27 protein-coding genes are annotated in these 23269 nt (G+C 52.4%); all 27 read left to right on the top strand.

Annotated elements, in window-relative coordinates; genetic code table 11:
- Positions 1–87 precede the first annotated feature (87 nt).
- Complete coding sequence (locus tag KGZ93_01930; protein ID MBS3908388.1) at positions 88–612, top strand: flagellar assembly protein FliW; 525 nt, start codon at positions 88–90, stop codon at positions 610–612.
- Between the two features lie 8 nt (positions 613–620).
- Entirely contained in the window at positions 621–857 is a 237-nt protein-coding gene (gene csrA, locus KGZ93_01925) for a carbon storage regulator CsrA (GenBank protein MBS3908387.1), read from the top strand.
- A gap of 177 nt (positions 858–1034) precedes the next feature.
- Positions 1035–2465: a flagellin gene (locus tag KGZ93_01920; protein MBS3908386.1), complete on the top strand. Its 1431-nt coding sequence runs from the start codon at positions 1035–1037 to the stop codon at positions 2463–2465.
- 75 nt (positions 2466–2540) lie between these two features.
- Positions 2541–2828, top strand: coding sequence for a hypothetical protein (locus tag KGZ93_01915; GenBank protein ID MBS3908385.1), 288 nt, complete (start codon positions 2541–2543; stop codon positions 2826–2828).
- A gap of 6 nt (positions 2829–2834) precedes the next feature.
- Positions 2835–4250, top strand: coding sequence for a flagellar filament capping protein FliD (gene fliD / locus KGZ93_01910; protein MBS3908384.1), 1416 nt, complete (start codon positions 2835–2837; stop codon positions 4248–4250).
- Positions 4250–4624 (top strand): flagellar export chaperone FliS, encoded by a 375-nt coding sequence (gene fliS, locus KGZ93_01905; protein MBS3908383.1) that lies wholly within the window; start codon positions 4250–4252, stop codon positions 4622–4624. Before fliD ends, fliS begins: the two co-directional genes overlap by 1 nt.
- Positions 4625–4817: 193 nt before the next feature.
- Positions 4818–6641 (top strand): glycosyltransferase, encoded by a 1824-nt coding sequence (locus KGZ93_01900; GenBank protein ID MBS3908382.1) that lies wholly within the window; start codon positions 4818–4820, stop codon positions 6639–6641.
- On the top strand, positions 6623–8776 hold the full coding sequence (locus KGZ93_01895) for a glycosyltransferase (GenBank protein ID MBS3908381.1): 2154 nt from the start codon (positions 6623–6625) through the stop codon (positions 8774–8776). Before KGZ93_01900 ends, KGZ93_01895 begins: the two co-directional genes overlap by 19 nt.
- Before the next feature lie 91 nt (positions 8777–8867).
- Positions 8868–9062, top strand: a complete 195-nt coding sequence (locus KGZ93_01890) for a hypothetical protein (GenBank protein MBS3908380.1) — start codon at positions 8868–8870, stop codon at positions 9060–9062.
- Between the two features lie 254 nt (positions 9063–9316).
- Entirely contained in the window at positions 9317–9544 is a 228-nt protein-coding gene (locus KGZ93_01885; GenBank protein ID MBS3908379.1) for a helix-turn-helix domain-containing protein, read from the top strand.
- Complete coding sequence (gene flgB / locus KGZ93_01880; protein MBS3908378.1) at positions 9541–9957, top strand: flagellar basal body rod protein FlgB; 417 nt, start codon at positions 9541–9543, stop codon at positions 9955–9957. Before KGZ93_01885 ends, flgB begins: the two co-directional genes overlap by 4 nt.
- Before the next feature lie 3 nt (positions 9958–9960).
- Positions 9961–10392 (top strand): flagellar basal body rod protein FlgC, encoded by a 432-nt coding sequence (gene flgC, locus KGZ93_01875; GenBank protein ID MBS3908377.1) that lies wholly within the window; start codon positions 9961–9963, stop codon positions 10390–10392.
- An 18-nt stretch (positions 10393–10410) separates the two neighbouring features.
- A complete protein-coding gene (gene fliE, locus KGZ93_01870) occupies positions 10411–10713 on the top strand; it encodes a flagellar hook-basal body complex protein FliE (protein ID MBS3908376.1) in 303 nt (100 codons plus the stop codon).
- Between the two features lie 19 nt (positions 10714–10732).
- Positions 10733–12358 carry a flagellar M-ring protein FliF gene (gene fliF / locus KGZ93_01865; protein MBS3908375.1) on the top strand — a complete coding sequence of 542 codons (1626 nt, stop codon included), beginning with the start codon at positions 10733–10735 and terminating at the stop codon, positions 12356–12358.
- A gap of 129 nt (positions 12359–12487) precedes the next feature.
- A complete protein-coding gene (fliG, locus tag KGZ93_01860; GenBank protein MBS3908374.1) occupies positions 12488–13528 on the top strand; it encodes a flagellar motor switch protein FliG in 1041 nt (346 codons plus the stop codon).
- On the top strand, positions 13521–14177 hold the full coding sequence (locus tag KGZ93_01855) for a hypothetical protein (GenBank protein ID MBS3908373.1): 657 nt from the start codon (positions 13521–13523) through the stop codon (positions 14175–14177). Before fliG ends, KGZ93_01855 begins: the two co-directional genes overlap by 8 nt.
- 31 nt (positions 14178–14208) lie before the next feature.
- Positions 14209–15513 (top strand): flagellar protein export ATPase FliI, encoded by a 1305-nt coding sequence (fliI, locus tag KGZ93_01850; protein MBS3908372.1) that lies wholly within the window; start codon positions 14209–14211, stop codon positions 15511–15513.
- An 8-nt stretch (positions 15514–15521) separates the two neighbouring features.
- Complete coding sequence (fliJ, locus tag KGZ93_01845) at positions 15522–16001, top strand: flagellar export protein FliJ (protein MBS3908371.1); 480 nt, start codon at positions 15522–15524, stop codon at positions 15999–16001.
- A 162-nt stretch (positions 16002–16163) separates the two neighbouring features.
- Positions 16164–16646: a hypothetical protein gene (locus tag KGZ93_01840; protein ID MBS3908370.1), complete on the top strand. Its 483-nt coding sequence runs from the start codon at positions 16164–16166 to the stop codon at positions 16644–16646.
- A 35-nt stretch (positions 16647–16681) separates the two neighbouring features.
- Complete coding sequence (locus tag KGZ93_01835; protein ID MBS3908369.1) at positions 16682–18340, top strand: flagellar hook-length control protein FliK; 1659 nt, start codon at positions 16682–16684, stop codon at positions 18338–18340.
- Positions 18341–18352: 12 nt separating this feature from the next.
- A complete protein-coding gene (locus KGZ93_01830; GenBank protein MBS3908368.1) occupies positions 18353–18802 on the top strand; it encodes a flagellar hook capping protein in 450 nt (149 codons plus the stop codon).
- 42 nt (positions 18803–18844) lie between these two features.
- Positions 18845–19234, top strand: coding sequence for a flagellar protein (locus KGZ93_01825; protein MBS3908367.1), 390 nt, complete (start codon positions 18845–18847; stop codon positions 19232–19234).
- 126 nt (positions 19235–19360) lie between these two features.
- The gene (locus tag KGZ93_01820; protein ID MBS3908366.1) at positions 19361–20623 is read left to right on the top strand and encodes a flagellar hook protein FlgE; all 1263 of its coding nucleotides are present in this window, start codon (positions 19361–19363) and stop codon (positions 20621–20623) included.
- Between the two features lie 189 nt (positions 20624–20812).
- Entirely contained in the window at positions 20813–21064 is a 252-nt protein-coding gene (locus tag KGZ93_01815) for a flagellar FlbD family protein (protein ID MBS3908365.1), read from the top strand.
- Between the two features lie 30 nt (positions 21065–21094).
- Positions 21095–21916, top strand: a complete 822-nt coding sequence (locus tag KGZ93_01810; protein MBS3908364.1) for a motility protein A — start codon at positions 21095–21097, stop codon at positions 21914–21916.
- The gene (locus KGZ93_01805; GenBank protein MBS3908363.1) at positions 21876–22703 is read left to right on the top strand and encodes a flagellar motor protein MotB; all 828 of its coding nucleotides are present in this window, start codon (positions 21876–21878) and stop codon (positions 22701–22703) included. Before KGZ93_01810 ends, KGZ93_01805 begins: the two co-directional genes overlap by 41 nt.
- Before the next feature lie 27 nt (positions 22704–22730).
- Positions 22731–23264 carry a flagellar basal body-associated FliL family protein gene (locus tag KGZ93_01800; protein ID MBS3908362.1) on the top strand — a complete coding sequence of 178 codons (534 nt, stop codon included), beginning with the start codon at positions 22731–22733 and terminating at the stop codon, positions 23262–23264.
- Positions 23265–23269 lie beyond the last annotated feature (5 nt).

Here is a 23269-nt window from a genome sequence, read left to right as displayed (position 1 = left end):
TGCGCGTCCGCGGAGTAAACAAAATAGATGGAAGTCGTTTAACAAACGAGCTATTAGCGTTAATATTATTAAACAGAGGAGACACCTATGGATGCCCGAACTGTATCGTTGATGCCCGAAGAGGCTCCCGAAAAAATTATGGCAAAGGTTGAAATGACGTCCAGAGTGAAGTTTGCGACCACCAGATTTGGAGTAGTCGAGATAGATGAGGACAAAATAATACGATTTGTCGAGAGCATACCGGGGTTTCCCGACGCGAAGGAATTTGTCTTGATACCGCATAAGGAAAACAGCCCGCTGGCCTGGCTTCAATCGACTGAGTTGGCGGATGTCGCTTTTGTCGTAATTGAGCCCTGGGCATATTTTAAAGACTATAACCCGGCCATAAGCGAGTGGGATTTGGAGAAGCTTGAAGCCGCGGAAGAAGGCGAAGCCGATTGCGAAGCATCACTTTTGGTTTTGTCTATTTTGACCATCCCGGGCGACCCGAAAAAGATCACCGCCAATCTCACCGCGCCCATAATCATTAATCTTCGCAATAACTTAGCAATTCAGGTTATTTTGGCTTATGATGGCTATATGACTAAGCATCCGCTGATATCAGAAGCCTAGGAGGAAGAGTGCTGGTTCTTACCAGGAAGATCAACGAGAGTATTAACATAGGCAACGATATCGAGGTCTTCATAGTCGAGGTAAAAGACGACCACGTTAAAATCGGCATCAAAGCTCCTAAGAATATCCCCGTCTACCGCCAGGAGATATACAAGGCTATTCTTGAGGAGAATGACCGCGCCGCTTCCACATCTAAAGACGCCCTCCAGAACCTAAGTGACCTTCTCGCCAAAGATATTTCTTAAAAAAACCTCCTTGATTTTGTGGAGAAACTTTAAAAAGCTGACGATATAACTGTTAAGTCCAGTCCTGTTCAGGGAGGATCTTTTCGGGCACCGGCCGGCCGGAAAGGGCACTCTCGGTTACGGACGGCAATGGCAAGGATGCCAAATAAACAGAGGAAATTCAAGGAGGAAACAAGAATGGCTTTAGTAATCAACACAAACATGCAATCACTCAACGCACAGAGGAACCTAAGTAAGACCCTCATGCCGCTCCAGACAGCGATGCAGAGGCTATCTTCGGGTCTTCGCATCAACTCCGCAAAAGACGACGCAGCCGGTCTCGCTATCGCAGTGAGAATGTCGTCACAGATCAGAGGTCTTAACCAAGCTATCAGAAACGCGAACGACGCGGTTTCGATGGTGCAGACCGCTGAGGGCGCCATCGATGAGATGACCAACGCCCTCCAGAGGGTCAGGGAGCTGGCAGTCCAGTCGGCCAACGCGACCAACACATCGTTGGACCGCGGCGCGACCGACAAAGAGGTCCAGCAACTTCTCCAAGAGATGGACAGGATCGCTACCCAGACGCAGTTCAACAACCAGACATTGCTCGACGGTACCCTCGGCACCAAGACATTCCAGGTTGGCGCCTCATCCGGCCAGACCATCGCGCTCTCTATGACGACCGGCCTTAGGGTCACGCAAATCGGTCAAATCGCCGAGCAGACCGCTGGTACGGCTGTCGATGCCAACGGCATAGTAGTCGGCGATAACGTCCAGATCAACGGCGTCCGCGTAGCCGACTCCGTAGTGGGCTCGGGTAAGGGCCAGGCCGCCAGCAGTGCTTACGCGAAAGCGCTGGCGATTAATTCGAGCGGCATAACCGGCGTGACCGCGTCAGCCGTATCCGGAACCAGGCTTTCCAATACCGCCAGCGCGGGCGTTACCATGGATAACGCGGGTGACTCTTACTCGCTCACCATCAACACCGTGGTCGTCGCGTCTTACTCAGGCATAACCAGCGTCTCGCAAGCCGCGCTCATGGATCGGATCAACCTGTACTCCACCGAGACGGGTGTCACGGCGACCCTTGACGGCACCAATATCGCGCTTACCGCGTCGGATGGTCGCAATATCGACCTGACCGCTACCAAGGTAGACGCCGGCCTCGCCGATACGGTAGCATTCGCCGCCGGCACAACCCAGACCCGCGGTTTCATCAAGCTCTCGGCAGCTAACAACATCACCGTGACCGATGCGAACAACAGGCTCGGTTTCGGCGCGAGCGCTGTTATCGCGAAAGACAGCACGACTCTTAACAGCGTAAACGTTACAACCGCGGACAAAGCCAACGATGCGATGAAGAGAGTCGACTCCGCGCTCCAGGTCATCACGACCATGAGAGCGGAACTCGGCGCTATCTTGAACAGGTTCGAGTCGACCAATTCGAACTTGTCGAACGTTCTCGAGAACATCACGGCAGCCCACTCGCGCATCATGGATGCCGACTTCGCGGCTGAAGCAGCGAACATCACTAAATCACAAATTCTCCAGCAGGCTGGTATCTCAGTACTTACTCAGGCGAATTCATTGCCTCAGAACGTACTCTCCCTGTTGGGCGGCAGGTAGATTTGGAGGGTTGAAGGGAGGGCTTAAGCCCTCCCTTCAAATACTATGGAAATGTGGAAGATAGGTTCAACCGATTTGAGCTTAAAGATAAAGCGGATTACCGCACTCGCCGAGTCGCCCAAACTTCAGCGTGCCGACATGGCGGCAAGGGCAGGCAAACAGCCTAAAGCGGACCCTAAGCCTGAAATCGAGAAGGCTCCCAGCAACAAAGCGGTCTTCAAGCTTTTAGACAACAAGCAAACGGTTATCCAATTCATAGACGAAAAAGGCGATGTAACAAAGCAGATTCCGTCGAAAGAGATGATCGCGGCGGCTGAGCATGTCCGGAAAATCATCGAACATCTTGTTGATAGAGAGGTGTAGTGTATCATGGCTTTAGCGACTTCAGGGATCTATTCGGGCTTGGACGTCGAAAGTATGATCAAAGGTCTCATGCAGGTCGAGCGCCAGCCGCTCGTCCGGCTACAGAAAAAAGAAGCCGGCTACCAAGCGAAGATCAGCGGGTTGGGCACGATGCTCTCGGCTCTTTCGGGTTTTAAGAGTTCGATGACCGCGATCAAAGGAAGCAGCCTCATAAGCATGAAGGCGGTCTCGCAAGACAGCAACGTCTTTACCGCGTCCGCGACGACCGACGCGGTCGCCGCTCTCCATAATATCAAGGTCAATAATATCGCGAGCGTGCAGAGTATTTATTCGGCGGCTTTCACCTCGGAGACAGCCGCCGTGGCCGATCTAACTACGCATGCCGTACAGAAACTTAAGATCCAGGTCGGCGCGGCGGATCCCGTTACCATAACCATAGATGCCAATAACAACACGTTGGCCGGCGTGCGCAATGCCGTAAACAGCGCCAATGCCGGCGTCAAGGCTTCTATTTTGAATGACGGGACAGGACACCGGTTGATATTAACTTCGACAACGACCGGAGCTTCAAACAGAATCTCGGTGCTCGTCGACGAAGATAATAACGGCGTGTTCGGCGAAGCCGCGGAGACGGATTTAATCGGGCTATCGAGGCTCGCGTTCAATCCCACCAGCTATGACGCCGCCGGGAATCCTACCGCCGGCGTTATGAATATGACCCAATCTCAGGCAGCCAGGGACGCCTCGCTTACCGTAAATGGTCTTGCCGTGACCAACTCATCGAATACGATAACGAATGTCATTTCCGGTGTCACTTTGAGCCTTAAGAAAGATTCGGCGGGCGGCACGCTCGCGCTCGATGTTTCGATGGATAGAGACGCGCTTAAAGCGAAGATGACCGCGCTTACCGGGGCCTACAACAACCTGATGGGCACCGTAAAAGATCTTCGGGGCGGCTCGACCGGCAAGGGCTTGCTTCGCACCGACAATGTCGTCAACACGGTCTACTCCGAACTGCGAGGGCTGACAAGCAACGCTTACAGCGGGTTGACCCTGGCCGATATCGGCGTCTCGGTAGACAAATATGGCGTGATGAGCTTTGATGCCGCAAAGTTCGACAGTAAGCTGTCGGCGAGTACGGCAGATGTGACCAAGATGCTCAACACTATGGGTACGAGCCTGGAATCGAAACTCGACAGCTATATCAAGACCGCTATTCCCGACAAGCAAGACGGATACCGGGCGACGATCAAGGTCATAACCAAGCGCGGGTCCGATATGGAACTCCGGTTAAGCAAGACCGAAAAAATGCTCAGAAAGAAATTTGAAAACCTCGACCGGCAGTTGGCGCAACTTCAAGGTCAGGGAAATTACTTAACCCAGCTGCAAACACAGATAAAGAGTATCGGAGGCAGTAAATAATGATGCCAAATACGGCTTACGCGCAAAACGCATATACGCATGCCATGGTCAACACATCGACAACACCTCTCGACCTCGTCATTCTTCTCTATGATGGAGCCATAGGGTTTCTCAATAAAGCGTCGCTCAGCATGAAAGATAATAACGTCTCTCAAAAAACGCAATACATTACGAGGACGATGGCGATTGTCGAGGAACTTCTAGCCTCGCTCGACCATGAGGCCGGCGGGGAGATCGCGGAAAGCTTGCAGAGCCTCTACCTGTATATGCAAAAGGAACTGACGATTGCCAATATCACTAACGATGCCGCGAAGATACGGCAAATCGAAGCGCTGCTAAAAGAGCTAAGGACCGCTTGGCGAGAGATTCGCTAAGCTTCTCAAAAATCAAGCACACCCTCTGGCCACCTTAGGATTTTCTAAGGTGGTTACGTGTTGTCGGAATGTGTCGCTTCTGTTATGGATTTTTGATAACATGGGTACATTATGGTTTCAGGGATTTTGCGACTCATATATCGCAGCGGTAATTAAAGTCTTTGTCTAGAAGTGGTTGAAGAAGGGGTTGCAGGTGAAGGTCGTATTCGTTAACTCCGGCTTGGATTCGGCTGATAAACCGTTTGATAGGTATATCGATTTAACCCTCCGCGATATGGGCGTCGATTACAGGTTGTTCGATTTTGCCGCTCACATCAAATTCTTCGACGATGCGTTTAACCATGCTAAAACAGCATATGACATAGACTATTCATCTAATCAACTCTATAGGCATTCAGCCGCTCCGCTTCTCCAGCTCGTCTCTGATTTTGAGCCCGATTTGGTTCTGGCTACCCAAGGCTGTTTTCTGCCGCCGATGACCGTTCGGTCGATGCAAAAAATGGGAGCCGTAGTCGTATTGTGGGTTTTGGACGACAATGGAGCGGACGAGACACTTAAGTATTCGTATGTTTACGACTACGTATTCACATTCGAGTCGAACCTCGTCGAAATTTACCTCGATGCCGGTTGCGCGAATGTAGCTTACTTACCACAAGCGGCATTCCCGGGTGTCTTTAAGAAACAGCCCGCTTCTCATTTTGAGTTTGACGTGTGCGTTATCGGCTCCGCCGATGGCGGCTCCGCCGAGGTTATCGATGCGATAGCCGGTTTTCTTATCGACGGCGATGTTCGAACGAGAATCTTAGGTGAGCGATGGGACGCGTTAAAATCCGCGCATATGCTTAATAAGTCGATTTCTAACCGGGCGATATACGCCGCGGATAGGGCGAGATACTATTCGAATGCGAAGATAAATCTAAATCCGCGGGGCAACCGCGATTTGACGCTCCGAGTCAACGGGCAAGAATGCGATATCGTGCGCTCTTCGCCGGAGCACAAGACCTTCGAGATTGCGGCCAGTGGCGGCTTCCAGCTAATCGAGAGCGTATCGCCCAATCTTGAAAGATACTTTGAGGTCGGCAGAGAGGTCGATATCTTCACATCGCCCGTTGAGTTGGCCGATAAAATCGCGTATTACTTAGAGCATTCTGACGAAAGAGAAGAAATGGCTCGTCTCGCACGTGAGCGATGTTTAAAAGAGCACACTTATGTCAAAAGGCTAGAGTTTATACTGGAGCATGCGTTACACAGAGATAGCGGGATGCTGATTCGAGATGCCGTCGCGTCCGTAAACAACGATAAGGCGCATACCTATGAAAAAAACAGGTTTAATTCCCGAAGAGATGACGAGATTATTGCGAGGACCGTGCCGGTCGAGGCAAAGAGGGTTCTGGAGATTGGATGCGGTGAGGGACTCCTTAGCGATATTTTGAGGTCGAAAGGTGTTAAGGAGATTTTCGGCGTTGAAGAGAACGAGGTCGTCGCGAACAAGGCCATCGACCGCCTCGACAAGGTTATTATAGGTAATATAGAAGAAGTGGAGCTTCCGTTTAGGAGTAATTTCTTTGATTGCATTATCTATAGGGGGGTGCTGGAGAACTTGCGGGAGCCCTGGCGGGCGTTGTCGAAGCAGGGGAACTTCTTGACCGCAAGCGGCAGGATTATAGCGTCCATTCCCAACACATTGTTTTTGCCGGTAATCAAGGACTTCCTGAAGGGTTGTTGGCGCTATAGCGGTAGCGGCACTTTGGACGGGACCCATCCCAAATCGTTTACCCTGCGCGAAATCGTTTATATCTTCAAATTGGCGGGATTTGAGATCGAAGCCGTAGAGGGGATCACCAATGGGCGTGTCGACTCCGATGAGGCTAGCGCTTTCATGAAGAGCATCAAACCGTTGAATGTGGCGGCGGAGAGCCTGACCGCCGAGATTCAATACTCTCATTATATGATGGTAGCTAAAAAGGTTAGGGCCGACGATAGAGGGGGGGTGGGCTTGTGCCTGGTAAAAAGCTAGACGACGAGAGAACGAGCGATTGCGGTTTAGCTTTTGGCCTCACGAGCACAGCCCCGGGTTTCCCGGCGGATGATTTGGGAGAAAGCGACCCGATAGAGGTCTTTGCCACACGCTTCATGCGGGAGCCTTGGCGATTTCCGGATAAGCATATCGAGCTTGCGTCGCTATCGGTAGCGATGATAGTCAGAAATGACGAAACCAATATCGCACGGAGTTTGGAGAGCATCAAAGACGTAGCGAACGAGATTATTATTGTCGATACCGGCTCATCCGATCAGACCGTAGAGATCGCGCGGAGTTATGGCGCGAAGGTATTTTTCCACCCGTGGAACAACAGTTGGTCGGAAGCCGGCAACATCTGCCTGGAGAACGCTACCTGCGACTGGGTGCTCTTTCTCGACGCCGATGAAGAGTTGATAGCGGAGGACGTATCGAGGCTGGCTGAATTGATTCAAGACATTGATCGTAGTCGATTCTATCTTAGTGAGATATATTACATCGGGGAGCATGAGGAAGATGGCGCCGTTTCAAATCTTTCCTTCAGTCTTTGGCGGAACAAATCGGAGTATCGTTTCGCTGACGGAGGCAAGGAGCAGTTAAAGGCGAGCGCCGGCCCTAACGACCCGAGTGTTGGTGTCGCGGAGGTCAGGGTCAATAATTTCAGCTATCTGAATAGACCAAACACCGGTAAGGCGCAGCGTGACCTTAGGTTTATTGTAGGCGAGCCGGATGACGGCTCGGGCGATTCGAGTATTCGAATCAAGGTCGGGGTCGATTACTTAGCGCAGGGTGACTTCAAGAGAGCGCTCGAGACTTACAAGCGTGCTTTCGCGAATCTCGCGGGTTCGGATATTCAAAACGCCGCGAGGCTCGTGAGTAACATGTCGCTGTGTCTTAAGGGACTGGGCCGGCACCGCGAGGCACTCAAGCTGCTCAGGGATGCTCAAGACGCTTATCCGGAATATGCGGATCTATTCTACTTGGAGGGCTTGGTCCATTTCGAGGAGCGGGACTACGCATCGGCCTCAACGTGTTTTGAGGCTTGCTTGACGATGGGTTCGCGAAGAAGTCTCTATTACGGCCATTCAGGCGTCGGTAGTTATATGGCGGCGTACATGGCCGCCCGAACATGTTTGGCCCTCGGCAACGAGGCGAAGGCTATATGTTATTATGAAAAAGCCCTGGCGTTGAATGCCGGGTATGGCCGGGCCGCGTATGATTTAGGACTGCTTCTAATGCGCAAAAACGGGCCGGAAAATGTCAGGCAAATTTTAGAGTCGCAGGTTGACCCGGCATCCGAGGCCGTGCTTTCTTCCTTATCGCTTCTATTTAGCCAAACCGGCTATTACGATATAGGCCTGATATATATAGAACGACTAGCGGAAAGAGGTTCCGCGCCCTCGCAAACGGCGCTCCTTAAGGGGGAATGCTTGTTTAATCTGGGGTATTTCAAGGAGGCGATCGCTGAGTTCGATAAGGTCGCGATATCGAGCCGACATTACTCCGCGGCATGCGCAAACAAGTCGGTCTGCTATATGCTCATCGGAGATAGTAAGCGAGCGATCGAGGCCATCGACCTCATCAAAAGCATCGAAGATTTTGCTTTGGTTCACGCGATTTATCGATCGGTCGCTTCCCTATCGAAGGGACAGGCCTCTTCGATTTCGCTGAATGATGCCGAGAAAGATAGCGCACTGGAAATTGTCGCCGACCTTATGGGAAAACTCTTAGAGCTGAAAAATCTGGACGTCTTCGAAAAAGCCGTAGCCCTATTAGACGAGTTCGGCCTGTCGCCGGGCGAGAGCAGTCTATTCCTTGGGAAGATATATTATGATGCAGGCTATAACGAAATCGCTGTCGAGGAGTTGATTCACGCGTACGAAAGCGGAAGCGCCGATGGAGAGTCTTTTTATATCCTTGGCAGCACTGCGTTCGACAACGAGTTCTTCGAGGAGGCTAAGACTTTTTTCTTTGAAGCGTTGCATAGAGGAGTCGAAGAACTCGGGCTCTTCGTACTGTTAGGTCGCACCCTCATAAAACAAGGTGAGATAGGCCTCGCAGCGGAGGTCTTCGACGCCGGCGCGGGCAAATACCCGAACTCCCCCCTAATTGCCGAGCTTAGACAGAGCATATAGGCAGGGCTATTAATCTTAAAAAACCTTAAAGCGCTCTCCGCTCCTTGCCGAAGTTAACATTAGGTCGCGAGACCGTTGATAAGGAGCGAAGATGTCGGAAGCAATAGCTTTAAGCATGGATTCTGAGGCGCGAGGCGAACAAAGGGTTGACAGGGCCGGGCTGGTAACAGGGGCCAGGGAATACCGAATGACAGAAGTATTCCGCACCAATCAAATCAACATCAACCTCCCCGAAGATTCCTCAGAGTTAGAGCCGAAAATTGTTTTCTTCGCCGCTCGCATGTAATCGTTCCAGCGCTGCGAGATAGGAAAAGATCAAAAAGATGTTATATCTTATTGAAAACGATAAAATGGCTTGTGGTTAGCACACAAAAAGCGCAAAAAACCGTATCTTATAAAATAGGCTTCTAAAAAATAATAATTTGGCTAATTAGTTGATAAGTAATCGGTTTTTATCTTAACATATAGAAAGCCGTTGATTGCCGGATGACGGATCTGGTGTTTAGCCGGCGAGACCAACGGCGAAGCCGGAGGATTGTGATGAAGAAGAGTACCACAGATATCATGACCGCAAAACAGCTTGCCGAATATTTGCAGATGAGCCGGATTACGGTTTGCAGGCTCGCGCGCGAGAAAAAATTGCCGGGTCTGAAAATAGGCAAGGCATGGCGTTTCCCTAAGGCGCTCATCGACAAGTATATTGCCTCGGGGAGCAATTTCGAAGAGGTCTTTGAGAGTCTAGAGGCGGCTGGAGGCGACCGGAATTGATTGGGAAATTGTTTTCAGGTGCCGCGATCGTCGTTCTGCAAAAAGGCTTGGACGCGACTTCGCTCAGGCAGCAGGTAATCTCGGAGAACATAGCGAATATTAATACACCCGGCTATAAAAAGCGAGAAGTCCTATTTGAGGGGGAGCTAAAGCGCGCGCTGGATAAGAAGTACGATTCGGGAATGCGGCAGACCGATGCGCGGCATTTCCCCGGAGGAAGGTCGCTTGCGGGGGTCGGTGCGCGAGTCGACGTGCTTAACGCGACTTCAATGCGCGAGGATGGCAACAACGTCGACGTCGATGAAGAGATGACGAATTTGGCGGAAAATAATATCCGGTTCAATACTATGGCTCAGCTAATCGCAGGCCGTTTCACCGGTCTTAAGAATGTTATCAACGAAGGAAGGAGGTAAGACGTGAGTATATTTTCGACGCTGCGGATAAGTTCATCGGGTCTTAGCGCAAACCGTTTATGGCTGGATACGATATCGAGCAACATCGCCAACGCGAACACGACGAGGACGGCCGAAGGCGGCCCCTACCGAAGGCGGGATATCGTCATGACGCCGCAGGGTCGAGGCGGTTTTTCTCAATTACTAGGGAGCGCGGGCAGCACTTTAGCAGGACAAGGAGTCAAAGTAGCGGCCATATTGAAAGATAGCGGCGCTCCCCGCATGACGTACAACCCCGAGCACCCGGACGCGGACGCGAATGGATATGTAGCAATGCCGAATGTAAATGTCGTAACAGAGATGGTAAACATGATTGCGGCGACACGTGCCTATGAGGCCAACGTCACTGTGATGAACGCGGCAAAAAGTATGGCTATGAAATCGCTGGAGATATAGTAAAGAAGGTCGGCCGATATGGAAATAGATCCCGTTAAGCTCAATCCGATACAGGGTGCGGCAATCTCACCGGCTAGGGTCGAAAGTCCGTCTGGGAAAGTCTTCGGCTCATTTACCGAGGTCTTCGATCAAACAATCAACAAAGTATCTGAATTACAGAAAAGCGCGGATACGGCGGTCGAGAAATTCGCCGCCGGTGAGCTTGATGTCCATGAAGTAATGATCGCGGTAGAAAAAGCAAGCGTCGCAATGCAGCTGACAATCCAACTCAGGAACAAAGTAATGGAAGCATATCAGGAAGTAATGAGAATGCAAGTTTAAGGTGGGTGAGAATTAGCTCATGGCATCGCCCCCCGGAGTGCTTGAAAACGCCAAAACAGGCTGGGATAAGCTTGATATAAATCAGAAGATGATTATCTTGATGACGGTCATCTTATTTGTCGTTGCGCTGGGTTCGCTCTTCTTCTGGGTCACAAGACCATCGTACTCCGTTCTCTTTTCGAACTTGAGTTCCGAAGACGCGGGCGCGATCGTGGCCAAACTCCAAGAGAAGAAAGTTCCCTATCGTCTCAACGGCTCGAGCATAATCGAGGTTCCGAGCAATCAAGTCCATGAAGCCCGTATCCAATTGGCTGGCGAGGGCCTGCCCGAGGGAGGCACGGTCGGTTTCGAGATATTCGACCAGACCAATTTTGGATTATCGGAGTTCGCTCAGAAGCTCAATTATAGAAGGGCCTTGGAGGGTGAGTTGGGGAGGACCATCTCGCAGATAAACGAGATACAGGGGGCCAGGGTACACATAGTCATGCCCGAACCTTCGCTCTATAAGGATAAGGAGAATCCGGCGACCGCTTCGGTCGTAATAAAACCCCGTGCCGGCGCCAGGCTTGCCGATAATAAGGTTCAAGGTATTGTAAATTTGGTCTCGAAGAGCATCGAAGGGCTAAAGACCGAGAACATAACGGTCGTCGATACCGCCGGCAATATCCTGAATGATGCCACCGGAGATTCGTCGTTCGCATCGGGCGGTAATTACACCAAGACCCAGCTGGGCGCCAAGGAAGCTTATGAGGGAACACTCGAGAAATCGATCGAGTCTATGCTCGGAAAAGTCTTGGGGAGCGAGAACAATGCCGTTGTGCGAGTCTCGGCCGACCTCGACTTCACCCAGAAGAGTACGGCGAGCAAAATCGTCAAACAAGAAGAGACACCTGTCGTAGTCAGCGAAGAGGTCGACAAAGAGAAATACGAGGGCAAAGGCGCCGCACCGGGCGGTATCCCCGGAGTCACGTCCCAAGTGCCGAGTCCTAACACCACCGAGCAGCAGGCATCCGCGACATATCCGAGCAGCGGCCAGGGTGACGGTGAGTCGAATTATTCGCGGCAGAAGAAAACGACCAACTACGGTTTTACCGAAATCAGCGAAGAAGAGGTAAAACCGCCCGGCGAACTCAAGAAGTTGTCGGTCGCGGTAGTCGTCAACAATGACGGCAGTAAGCCGATTCTTGATGAGACGATCGAGCAATTGGTAGCTGCGGCTTGCGGCATCGACAAGGGCCGGGGCGATGTGCTAACCGTTAGCAGCGTGCCTTTTGATACCGAATGGATGAAAAAGGAAGAAAAGGCTATCGCCGATGCCCAGCAGCGGGAGATGTATACGGAATACGGCAAATATGCGCTGGTCGCGATTGTATTTATAGTGGGTATGTTCGCTCTGTTGAAAGTTATCTCTAGCTTAAGGCCCGCAAGGCGACCGGAGTTGTTGATACCTCGCTCGGTGTCGGCGGCCGGGGCCGCGAGTCTAGACCTCGGAGATATAAGTATCAGCAATATTACACCCGAGAAGAAGAGAGAGATGCAGATTGAGCAGCGAAAATCGCAGCTCACGAAAGAGGAGATACAAAACCTCGCGAAAGAGAGACCCGGAGACGTCGCTCAGTTGCTGCGCATCTGGTTAAACACGTAGGCGCTCTGCCGGCCACAGGCTCCGGCACTCGGCGCACAATGCCGGCCTTTTGTCTTAAGGCCCGCGTCTTTTATCGTAACGGTCACGCGGAAAGCATATTAGTTTTATACAAAGTATCACGGGGGTTGATTGCAAGTGGTGGCAAGGATACGTTCGGGAGGCCTTAAGCAAGGAGTATCCGACAGGCAAAAAGCCGCAATCCTCCTGCTCGCACTGGGGCCGGATTTGTCGGCACAGGTGTTAAAGAGGCTCAACGAAGGCGAGGTCGAGCTGCTGGTCGCGGAGATAGCTCACGTTGAGAAGTTACCCCAAGGAGTCACCGACAAGGTTCTCAGCGAGTTTCATGACTTGTATGAAGCGCAGGGCTTTATCACCTCCGGCGGGCTCGAGTACGCGAGCGATATTCTTGAGCGGGCGCTCGGCAAGAACAAGGCCCGTGAGATTATCGAGCGCTTGAGCGCTACTCTCGAAATAGCCCCCTTTCATTTTTTACGTAACGCCGACCCTAACGAGATATTGAGTTTTATAGAGGACGAGCATCCGCAGACTATCGCGTTGGTCTTAACCCATCTTCGCCCGGAGCAGGCATCGTTGATTTTAAAACAGCTCGAGACGGTCTTGCGGGCCGAGGTGGTGCGGCGTATCGCTTTGATGGATAGGACGACGCCGGATATTATCGCTGAGGTAGAAAACATCCTCGAATCTAAAGTATCGTCTCTCGCCAGAGGTCAGGAGTATGCCGCCGTGGGCGGTCTCGATGCGACGGTCAAGATACTCAACCAGGTGGATCGCGGCACCGAGCGGGCCATTCTTGAGATTCTTGAGGACGAAAACCCGGAACTCGCCGACGAGATAAGGCGCAAGCTATTTACGTTCGAGGACGTTATCAACCTCGAAGACCGTGCGATTCAGCGTGTTCTTCGCGAGGTCGAGACGAAGAGGCTCGCCCTCGCGCTTAAGACCGCGAATGACGAACTCAAAGAGAAAATCTTCGCCAACATGTCGCAACGAGCCGGAGAGATGCTCCGCGAAGATATGGAGTTTCTCGGTCCGGTTCGCCTAAAAGACGTGGAACTCGCGCAGCAAGAGATAGTAAACACAGTCCGCCGTCTAGAGGAAGACGGGGAGATCATCATAGCGCGCGGCGGAGAGGAAGAGATAGTTGTCTAGAATTATTCGCAACCGCGACAGCGTAAAGAGCTTGAGTTTCGATAGGCTGGCTTATGAGCCCGGTGCGTCCGGGCTTACGGGGGGTCCCGAGGGCTTGGCCGATGCTCACGCGCAAGCGGCCGCTATTATCGAAAAAGCGCAAGCGGATGCGGTTGAAATCAGGAACGGGGCCCACGAAGCGGGGCACCGTGCCGGCATGGAGAGGGCGGCGTTGCGGGTCGCCGAGACGACTCAAGCGATAATCGCACTAGCCCAAGAAGCCTCCGAACAGAAATGGAAGTTCATTCACAGGGCGGAAGAAAATATCGTCGAGTTGGCGTTGGATATAGCGGAGAAGATCGTTGCCGAGCACGTCAAGCTCAATCCCGAGACCGTAACGAAGATCGCGAAAAAAGCGTTGCTATTAGCGGTGGAGCGGGAGCATATCGTCATACGGGTCAACTCCGAGGACCTCGAGGCGATGAAGAAAGCGAAAGAAGATCTCATGTGCGCCATGGATGGGATTGAAAAAATAGAATTGATTGCCGACCGCAGGATAAGAAGGGGCGGGTGCGTGATAGAGACTAACGCCGGTAATATCGACGCCGGTATCGAGTCTCAATTAAACGAAGCAAGGCAATCCTTAAAGGGAGCAATCGACGTTGATTGATTCGCAACAGAGCACCCCGGATTTCGTCAAGTTGCACGACGCGCTCAGGAGGATCTCGACGATTAAGCAGAATGGCAGGGTTACCCAGGTTGTAGGCCTCGTAATCGAAGCGCAGGGGCCGCCTGCCCAGGTCGGCGAAGTCTGCTATTTGCACATATCCAGGAACCAGCCTCCGGTCGAGGCTGAAGTCGTCGGTTTTAAGGAGAATAGAGTTCTTCTCATGCCTCTAGGAGATATGAGCGGCATCAAACCGGGCTGCGAAGTAGTGGCGAGCGGCAAGTTTCTGTCGGCAGGGGTCGGCAGGTCCCTCTTGGGCAGAGTCATAGACGGCTTAGGTAGTCCCATAGATGATAAGGGTCTGATATTTCCCGAAAAGGAGTACCCGCTCCACAACCAACCCCCAAACCCGCTAAAGCGCGCGCGGATCAGTCAACCGCTCACGCTGGGAGTTAAGGCCCTCGATGGGGTTTTGACATGCGGCAGGGGGCAAAGAATCGGTATATTCGCCGGCAGTGGTGTCGGAAAAAGCACGCTTCTCGGCATGATCGCCAGAAATACGAATGCGGATGTCAATGTTATCGGGCTGATCGGCGAGAGGGGCAGGGAGGTTCGCGACTTCATCGAAAAAGATTTAGGCGCGGAAGGTTTGGCGCGTTCAGTCGTGGTTGTGGCTACATCCGACAAGCCGGCGCTGATACGTCTTAAAGGTGCGTTCGCGGCAACGGCGATTGCCGAATATTTTAGAGACCAAGGCCTCGACGTGATGCTTATGATGGACTCTGTGACGAGGTTTGCTATGTCGCAGCGCGAAGTCGGGCTCGCAATCGGTGAGCCTCCGGCGACCCGCGGTTACACACCGTCTGTCTTCGCGCTCTTGCCAAAGCTGCTTGAGCGCTCAGGTACCGCTAAATACGGTACGATTACCGGGCTCTATACGGTCCTGGTCGAGGCGGACGACATGAATGAGCCTATCGCCGACGCGGTCCGAGGGATTCTCGACGGCCATGTCGTGCTATCTCGAAGACTCGCCGCTCAAAACCATTACCCGGCTATCGATGTCTTGCAGAGCGTAAGCAGGGTAATGCCCGATATCGTAAGCAGGGAACACATAGCCGGCTCAGGCCGGCTGCGCGATGTGCTCGCCACATACAGGGAGGCCGAAGATCTTATCAATATCGGCGCCTATGTAAGCGGCAGCAACTCGCGAATAGACTACGCGATTGATTTGATAGATCAGGCGAGAGCGTTCTTAAAGCAAGATGTTGAAGAATCGCTTCCCTTTAACGATACGGTAGCCGAGCTACTGGAAATATTCGCCGAGCGACAAGAGTTCTAAGGGACATTATGAATAGGTTTGTCTTTAAATTAAAGCCGGTTCTCCATCATCGACATAAGAAGGAAGATTTGCTGAAAAAGGAATTGGCTGAAGTAAAGCGGTTGTATGAGTCTGAAAAAGAGCGCTTGACGGAGCTGAGCGTTTGGCATGCCGATTCCCGTAAAGGTTTGCGCGAAAAGCAAAAATCCGCCATAGACGCGACCGAGATATCGGCGCATGCAAAATTCATAGAACGATTGGAGCGTCAGATAGAGGTACAATTATCCCGGGTAGCCAACCTTGCGTACGAGGTTCGAAAAGTTCAAGAGCGCTTGCTTGGTGCCGCGAAAGACCGGAAGGTTCTAGAGAAGCTCGAGGAAAAACAGCTTAGTGAGTATAAGTTGGAGGCTGAACGAGTCGAACAGGGTATAATCGATGAGATTGCGACGGTCCGCCACAACAGGGACGATGGGAGTCCGCTAAGGAGGAATCATGCCGAGCGATCTTGAGCGAGTCGGCTCGCGCCCTTACAAAATACGATATCGCCTAAGCGCTTTTACACTGTCTCAACATAAAGCTTTTGAGACTCGCGAAGGGATACCGCTGTTTAAAGAAACGCGGGCCTATGTAGAGAAAGTCACGCGACGCCGGAGAGATAAGGGGTTGAGAGGATGAGCGCCGACAAAAAGAAGAAAGGCGGAGCGACGCTCAGCATTATCTTGATATTGGTATATGCGGTAGTGCTGCTCGGCTCGCTCAAATACACCGGCGTAATAAAATTTCCGGCCAAGAAAAAGACTAATGTCGCGAAGGAAGAAACCGATAAAAAGGATAAGAGTGGGTCGACTACAACGACCACAGCAGCGGAAACCGGATCCGAAGCAACTCCGACGACGACAACGACGATATTAACGACAACGACGACGTCTGAGGATCCGGCGGCGGGGGAAGACAAAAGTTCGGACAAGCTTAAAAGACTGGTGAAGATCTACGAAGCTATGGACGCCGGCCAAACGGCTATTATCATGTCCAAGCTTACCGACAGTGAAGCTGTGTCCATATTAAGCGTGATGGACGAGGAGATAGCCGCCGAAGTGCTATCCGCCATGGATACGGATCGCGCTGCCGCTCTTAGCAAAAAACTCGGTCTCTAGCCGTTTGACCGATTTCGCTGAAGGGAGGTGAAAATATGAACATAGCTCATTTGCCCATATCCGGCTCGACTCAGAGCCGTTCATCCACGCCGGCACAAGGAGCGGACCTAAAAGAAGCCGCTCAAGATTTCGAAGGCCTGCTAGCCGGCATGATCTCCGAGAACATGGACGCGGCCGGCTCGACCCCGGCTGAAGCAGAAGCCCGCATACTCGGCGATACCCCGACGTGCTTACTCTCCAACCAAAAGATGAGCGAGGAACAACTCCTGGCGATCCTTGAGGAAGCGGGCGATGCGTTGACCGCTCTCGGTGACAAGCTGGAGGAGATAATGACATCGCTGCTTGGCGGAGAGAGAATTGAGTCTCAGATGGAAGGGCTCAAAGGCGCAATCACCGGTTCGATATCCGAGCTTAGTGAAAGCGCGGAGAAGATGAAGGGAAATAATCTCATCTTGAACGCGCTGCTAAGCCTTGAGGCTGTCCTCAATAGCGAAGGGGCGCCTAACGCACTCGAGAGGTCTGCTGAAACCCTTCCGGAGTCATTGAGACTCAAGCTCAATCTCCATCTGAAGGATGCGGCGAAGACAGGCTTGCCCGAAGGCTCGCGGACCGATACGTTCCGTTTCAAGCTCATTGCGCATGTGATTAGTGGAGAGTGCGCCCAGGCGGACAAGGCAGGCGTTCTCAACCCACACGCTAACATGATGGCTACGATGCGGGGTTTAGGTAATATCCACGCGGAATTGACGAACACCGCGCCCGCTATCGGAGGCCATGCGGCACGGCTACTCGCGGAGAGTCGGATGTCGGTAAGAGGTGACGCGCTCGACGGGATGGTAAACGACAATGAGCGACCGGCAACGGACGGATTGAAGTCGATAGTCGCGAACAAACTCGCCGCAACCTCTAATGCCGGCGAGAACGCGCGGAATGCGGTTCGCGCGCAGCAAGGCGCGGCGGGCGATGCGATGACAGCCGCAATCGATGACGTCGCGCCTGTCCGGCCGGAGACCGTATCCGCGAAGGAAGGTCGTAGCGTAGCGGATACTAGTACGACCGAGGCCCAGGTAGAAGATACGGCGCTTGTCGAGGTCGCCGGCTCGGAGGTTGAAGGTGGTCGAAGTGAGGGCGGCGCGTCACACGACGCACGCGGCGAAACGAACCTTCAAGTCAACGGCTCGGCAGCCGAGCGTAACTCAAGCGTTTCCAGGGCCGGTTTTGCTCAGCACATGGCGAATGCCGCGGAGTCGGCAAAGGCAGGCGCGACCGATCCCCACGGTGTCGTGCGCCAAGTAAGCGATAATTTCGTCGAGAAGTTCGACCTGCTTCTCTCCGCAGGCAAGGGCGAGGCCAAAATTCAGCTTCACCCCAAATATCTGGGCGAACTCAAGATACATCTGCTCGTCGAAAACGGCTCGATCAAGGCGGTACTGGACGCTTCGACATACCAGGTAAAGGAGTTGCTCGAGGCGAATTTACAGAGCCTTAAGCAATCTCTCGAAAATCAGGGCATTCAGGTCGGCAGGTTCGAAGTATTCGTAGGGCAACAGCAGAGCCGCGGCGGGCAAGGTCTCCACAAAAACCGTGCCGATACGCAAGCGGAGCAGGGGCTTCTGAATACCGAAGGTGAAGCGCAAAAGATCAAGGCCGGCAGCAATATCGAAGGCAACATAGCCGTAAACCTGTTGGCATAGGAGGCGATTATTATGACGGTAGGCGCAGTCTACCAGGCCGGTTCGACAGTTGTCGAGAGCGGCCAAAACAAGACCATGACGCTCGGAGACGGACTCGGCAAAGACAGTTTCTTGCAGCTTCTGATAACTCAGATGCGGCACCAAGACCCGCTTGAGCCGGTCAAAGACACCGAGTATATCGCGCAGCTTGCTCAATTCAACTCACTCGAGCAGATGCAGAACTTGAATGACAAGGTCGACAAGATGCTTAAATGGTCGCAAATGACCCAGGCAAGCGGCTTAATAGGCAAGGAAGTCGATGGCGTTACGCCAGACGGTACCATATCCGGAGCCGTCAAGGAGGTTCGCTATGTTGAAGGCGAGCCGAGACTCGTAGTAGGGTCACAGCAATTAAGCCTGAGCGAGATTGCCGGAATCTACGAGAAAGCGGCCCAGGCGCCGATAACTAAGATTAGCGCCTAGCAACTGGAAGAGCCTTGAATATTTAGGGAAAGGAGGATTTACGTGACAGACAAGATTTTCGTGCACCGGCAACCTATACGGCCGATAGAGCGGATAGAGGGAGACAAAAAGCAGGTCAAAAAGACTGCGGCCACCCAGGGACCATCGTTTAAAGATGTTTTGACGGAAGAAATCGGCAATGAACTCAAGTTCTCGGCCCATGCTAGGGCCAGGTTGGAGGCGCGGAATATCAAGCTGACCGAGTCACAGCTAAGCCGGCTTCATACCGGTGTGGACAAGGCGGCGAGCAAGGGCGCGCGTGAGTCGCTGGTGCTCGTCGATGATGTAGCTCTCGTGGTGAGCATAAAGAACAAAACCGTTATCACAGCGGTCGATGATAAGAACTTGAAGGAAAACGTTTTCACAAACATCGATAGCGCCGTGATTATGTAGGTTGTTTTGAACTGGACCTCTCTGAGGAAGTTCGTAGTCGCCGATTGACAGAGGCGGCTAATCGAGGCCGGTTCACCACGGGCGAGATTATTAATAACTACGGATTATTTAGGAGGTAGATGCGCTATGATGCGTTCAATGTTTAGTGCGGTATCGGGTCTTAGAAATCACCAGGTCCGCATGGACGTCATAGGTAACAACATCGCAAATGTCAACACGGTCGGCTTTAAGGGTAGCCGCGTAACCTTTCAGGATATGGTCTACGAGTTGACCAAGGCGGCGAGCGCCCCGTCGGAGGGCCTCGGCGGCTCTAACGCACACCAGGTCGGTCTCGGCATGATGGTCCGCTCAGTCGATACGCTTATGACCCAGGGCTCGCTCGAGTCGACCGGAAAATCAACCGACCTCGCAATCCAGGGCGACGGTTTCTTCGTTCTCGATACCGGCCAGGGAAAGGTGTTCAGCAGGGTCGGCGCGTTCGATGTCAACCTTAAGAAAGACCTCGTCGACCCCGCGACCGGTTACTATGTCATGGGTTGGACGAAGGGCAACAACGCCGCTAAGCCCACCGTTATCGATACAAGCATGAAGCCGACGCATATCAATATCCCAATGGGCCAATTGATGTTGGCGAAAGCCACATCGAACGTCACGTTTACCGGCAATCTCGATGCGGACGAGATAACCGGCTACAAAGCTAACGCGACGGTTCAGGTCTATGACAGCCAGGGTACCGCCCACAACCTAACCTTTGCCTTTACTAAAAACGCGACCGCGAACACCTGGGACTACGCCATCACGACGGTAGCGCCGACAAGCATAACGAGTGGCGGTACGGGTACGCTAAAGTTTAACACAGACGGCTCTATCAACCTTACAGCACCGCCTACCGGCTCGACTATCCCGGCGCTTGTGGTTAACCCCGGCAACGGCGCGAGTGCGATTAACGTCGCCCTCGATTTTGCACGCGCAATCCAGTTCGCCTCGGATAAATCCGATATCGCCGCCCGGTACCAGGACGGCTTCCCGATGGGTGTTCTTGAGAACTTCTTTATCGGTGTGGACGGTGTCATCACCGGAACGTTTACCAACGGTATGAACCAAGAGCTTGCCAGGGTCGGGCTGGGTGTCTTCGGCAACCCGGCCGGCCTCTTGAAGGCGGGCGCCAACGCGTTTAAGCAGTCGAACAACTCGGGTGAACTCCACTACGGCGCTCCGGCGACCGGCGCGAACGGAACGCTCGTCTCGGGCTCGCTGGAGATGTCAAATGTCGACCTCTCTCGAGAGTTTACGAATATGATCATCACCCAGCGCGGCTTCCAGGCGAACTCGCGAATCATCAGCACATCCGACGAGATGTTGCAGGAGTTGGTCAATCTTAAGCGGTAGTCTCTAACGATTAAAAACAGACCGCAAATTAGCGGCATAATATCACTGCGGAAGGGCGGCATTGCCGCCCTTCCGTTTTACTAAGGTCGGCGGGTATTCTTGCCGATAAGAATAATCGTAGCTTGAAAAGCAGTAGTTTAAATTAGGTCGTTATCGTATCAATGATTGCTAGATTGGCGAGGTAGACCAGTGATTAAGTTGACACGGATAGATGGAAGCGAATTAACAGTAAACGCAAATCTAATCGAAGTAATAGAAGCAAACCCCGACACGGTAGTAACCCTTATAACGAACAAAAAGTTTCTCGTAAAAGAGTCACCGCTCGAAATCACCGCAATGGCGGAAGACCACTACAAAAAGGCCGGAGGGCCTAGATTGATAGTGAATCTTGCGCACACCTCCCATTCCGACGACCACCCGGACTCGAGGCTCGCAAAATAGTGCGATTTTTCGCGTGAAGAAGGTGCGTTTGTGGATATCACAACTATAATCGGTATTATTATCGGTCTTGTCTTGATTACGTCGTCCATCGTAATGGGAGGAGATATAGCCGTATTCTTCAACCTGCCGTCGATCTTTATCACCTTTGGCGGGACCTTGGCGGCCACTCTAATTCATTTTAAGGTCGGCCATGTGGCCGGCGTAATGAAAATTGTTAAGAAAGCGTTTTCGGACCCAAAATTGAATTCGGCCGAATTGATAGCGACGATGGTAAGGATTGCCGAGCGCGCCAGGAAAGAGGGTCTGCTCGCGCTGGAAGAGGATATTAATGAGATAGGCGACGATTTTCTTGAGCGAGGCATGCAGCTCGTTATCGACGGCGCGGACCCTGAATTGGTACAAGAGGTCATGGAGACCGATATTATATATGTCGCGGAGCGGCATGCGCAAGGCAAAAGTATTATAGAGGCCATGGCTTCTTACGCACCTGCGTTTGGAATGCTCGGGACCTTGATCGGTCTGGTTCAGATGTTGAACCAGCTTAACGACCCCTCAAAGATCGGTTCGGGTATGGCGGTCGCGATTCTTACGACACTATACGGGGCGCTCCTGGCATACCTCTTCCTAACCCCCATGGCGGGCAAGCTCGGGGTAAGGAGTGCCGAGGAAGTCCTGCGCAAAGAACTAATACTCGAAGGCATTCTCGCGGTGCAGGCGGGCCACAACCCGCGGATGATCGAAGAAAAACTCAAGTCGTTTCTAGCTCCGGACGGACGAGAGACCGTCGATAACATAAGAGAGCGGAGGGTCTATGCCGAACATGAGACGCCGGTTGAAACGGCCCCCGGCTAGCGGAAACGGGGCGCCGGCCTGGATAGTAACCTATGGCGATATGGTAACACTTCTTCTAGTCTTCTTCGTAATGCTCTTCTCATTTTCCGTAGTAAGCCCCAAGAAATTCAGCACGGCTATAGGTTCGATACAAGAAGCCATGACCGGCAGCAACGGGAGGCAGTTCAAAGTAATGGATATGCCCGAGAAATTCGAGGTCGTGTCGCCCGGAAGCGGCGACCCCGCGGAGCAGTCGGAGGGCCTTGGACAGCGCTCGCCTATTCAAGATTTGAAGAAACAATCGAAAATCGGTATTCCGCAAACCGAGGTTCGGGCCATGGAGCAACTGAAGCATCAGCTCACGAAGGAGTTCGAGGGTACTCCGTTAAGCTCCAGCATCGAGATGGAGGTGACCGAGCGGGGATTGGTGATTCGGTTAAATGAAAGTATTCTCTTCCAAAAGGGAAAAGCGGAATTGCGGCCGCCGGTGTATCCGGCGCTCAAAATAATCGGCGGTACTTTGGCGTCCACAAACTATTCGATAAAGGTTGAGGGTTATACGTGTGACTTGCCGATAAGCACGCCGCAGTTTCCCTCTAATTGGGAGTTATCAACGGCGCGCGCCATTTCGGTTCTGCGCTTTTTTGTGGAAAACCAAAACATCGAGTCGTCGCGTTTGGCGGTATCCGGTTACGGCGAGTACAAACCCGTCGCTCCAAATTCCAGCGATGTGAACAGGGCTCAAAATCGCCGGGTCGAGATAGTAGTTCTCTTCCCGACGTTGAATATTCAAGAACCAAGGCAATGACTTAAGGAATGAAAAGGTGATGTTTGAATGGCCGTAGAGCAAGCTGTCAGTGAAGCGAAAGAGGTTTCCCAGTTGGAAGTAGTTCCGGAGCCACAGAAGGCCGGTCTTCTGTCAAAACTTGGAGGGCTCAAAATACCGATCATCATTTTAGCGGTGATATTGCTTGCCGTTGGGACCGCCCTCGTCATAACTAAAGCGGTAGGCGGTGAAAGCAAAGAGAAGGAAGCAAGCGAGAAGAAAACGAAAAAAGAGGTCGTAATCGGTAAATTCATAACTCTCGATGCCTTTACCGTAAATCTTGCCGGAGGGCAGAACTACCTGCAAACAGTGATTGCTTTAGAGCTTGACGGCAAGAACGTTGAGCTGGAAAAGGAAGTGAAAGAGCGCAAACCCCAGATCAATGATGCGGTCTTAACGATCTTAAGCGAGAAGTCGATCGACGCGATAGCGGATAACCAAGGACGGGAGAAGCTTAAGGAAGAGATTAAAAAGTCGGTAGACTCTTTGCTCGGCTATGGTAAAATTGAACGTGTCTACTTTACTACGTTCATTATGCAGTAATATTT

The sequence above is a fragment of the Actinomycetota bacterium genome (genome assembly GCA_018333515.1).
Lineage (GTDB): Bacteria > Actinomycetota > Aquicultoria > Aquicultorales > Aquicultoraceae > Aquicultor.
This window is presented reverse-complemented; position numbering and strand designations above follow the sequence as displayed.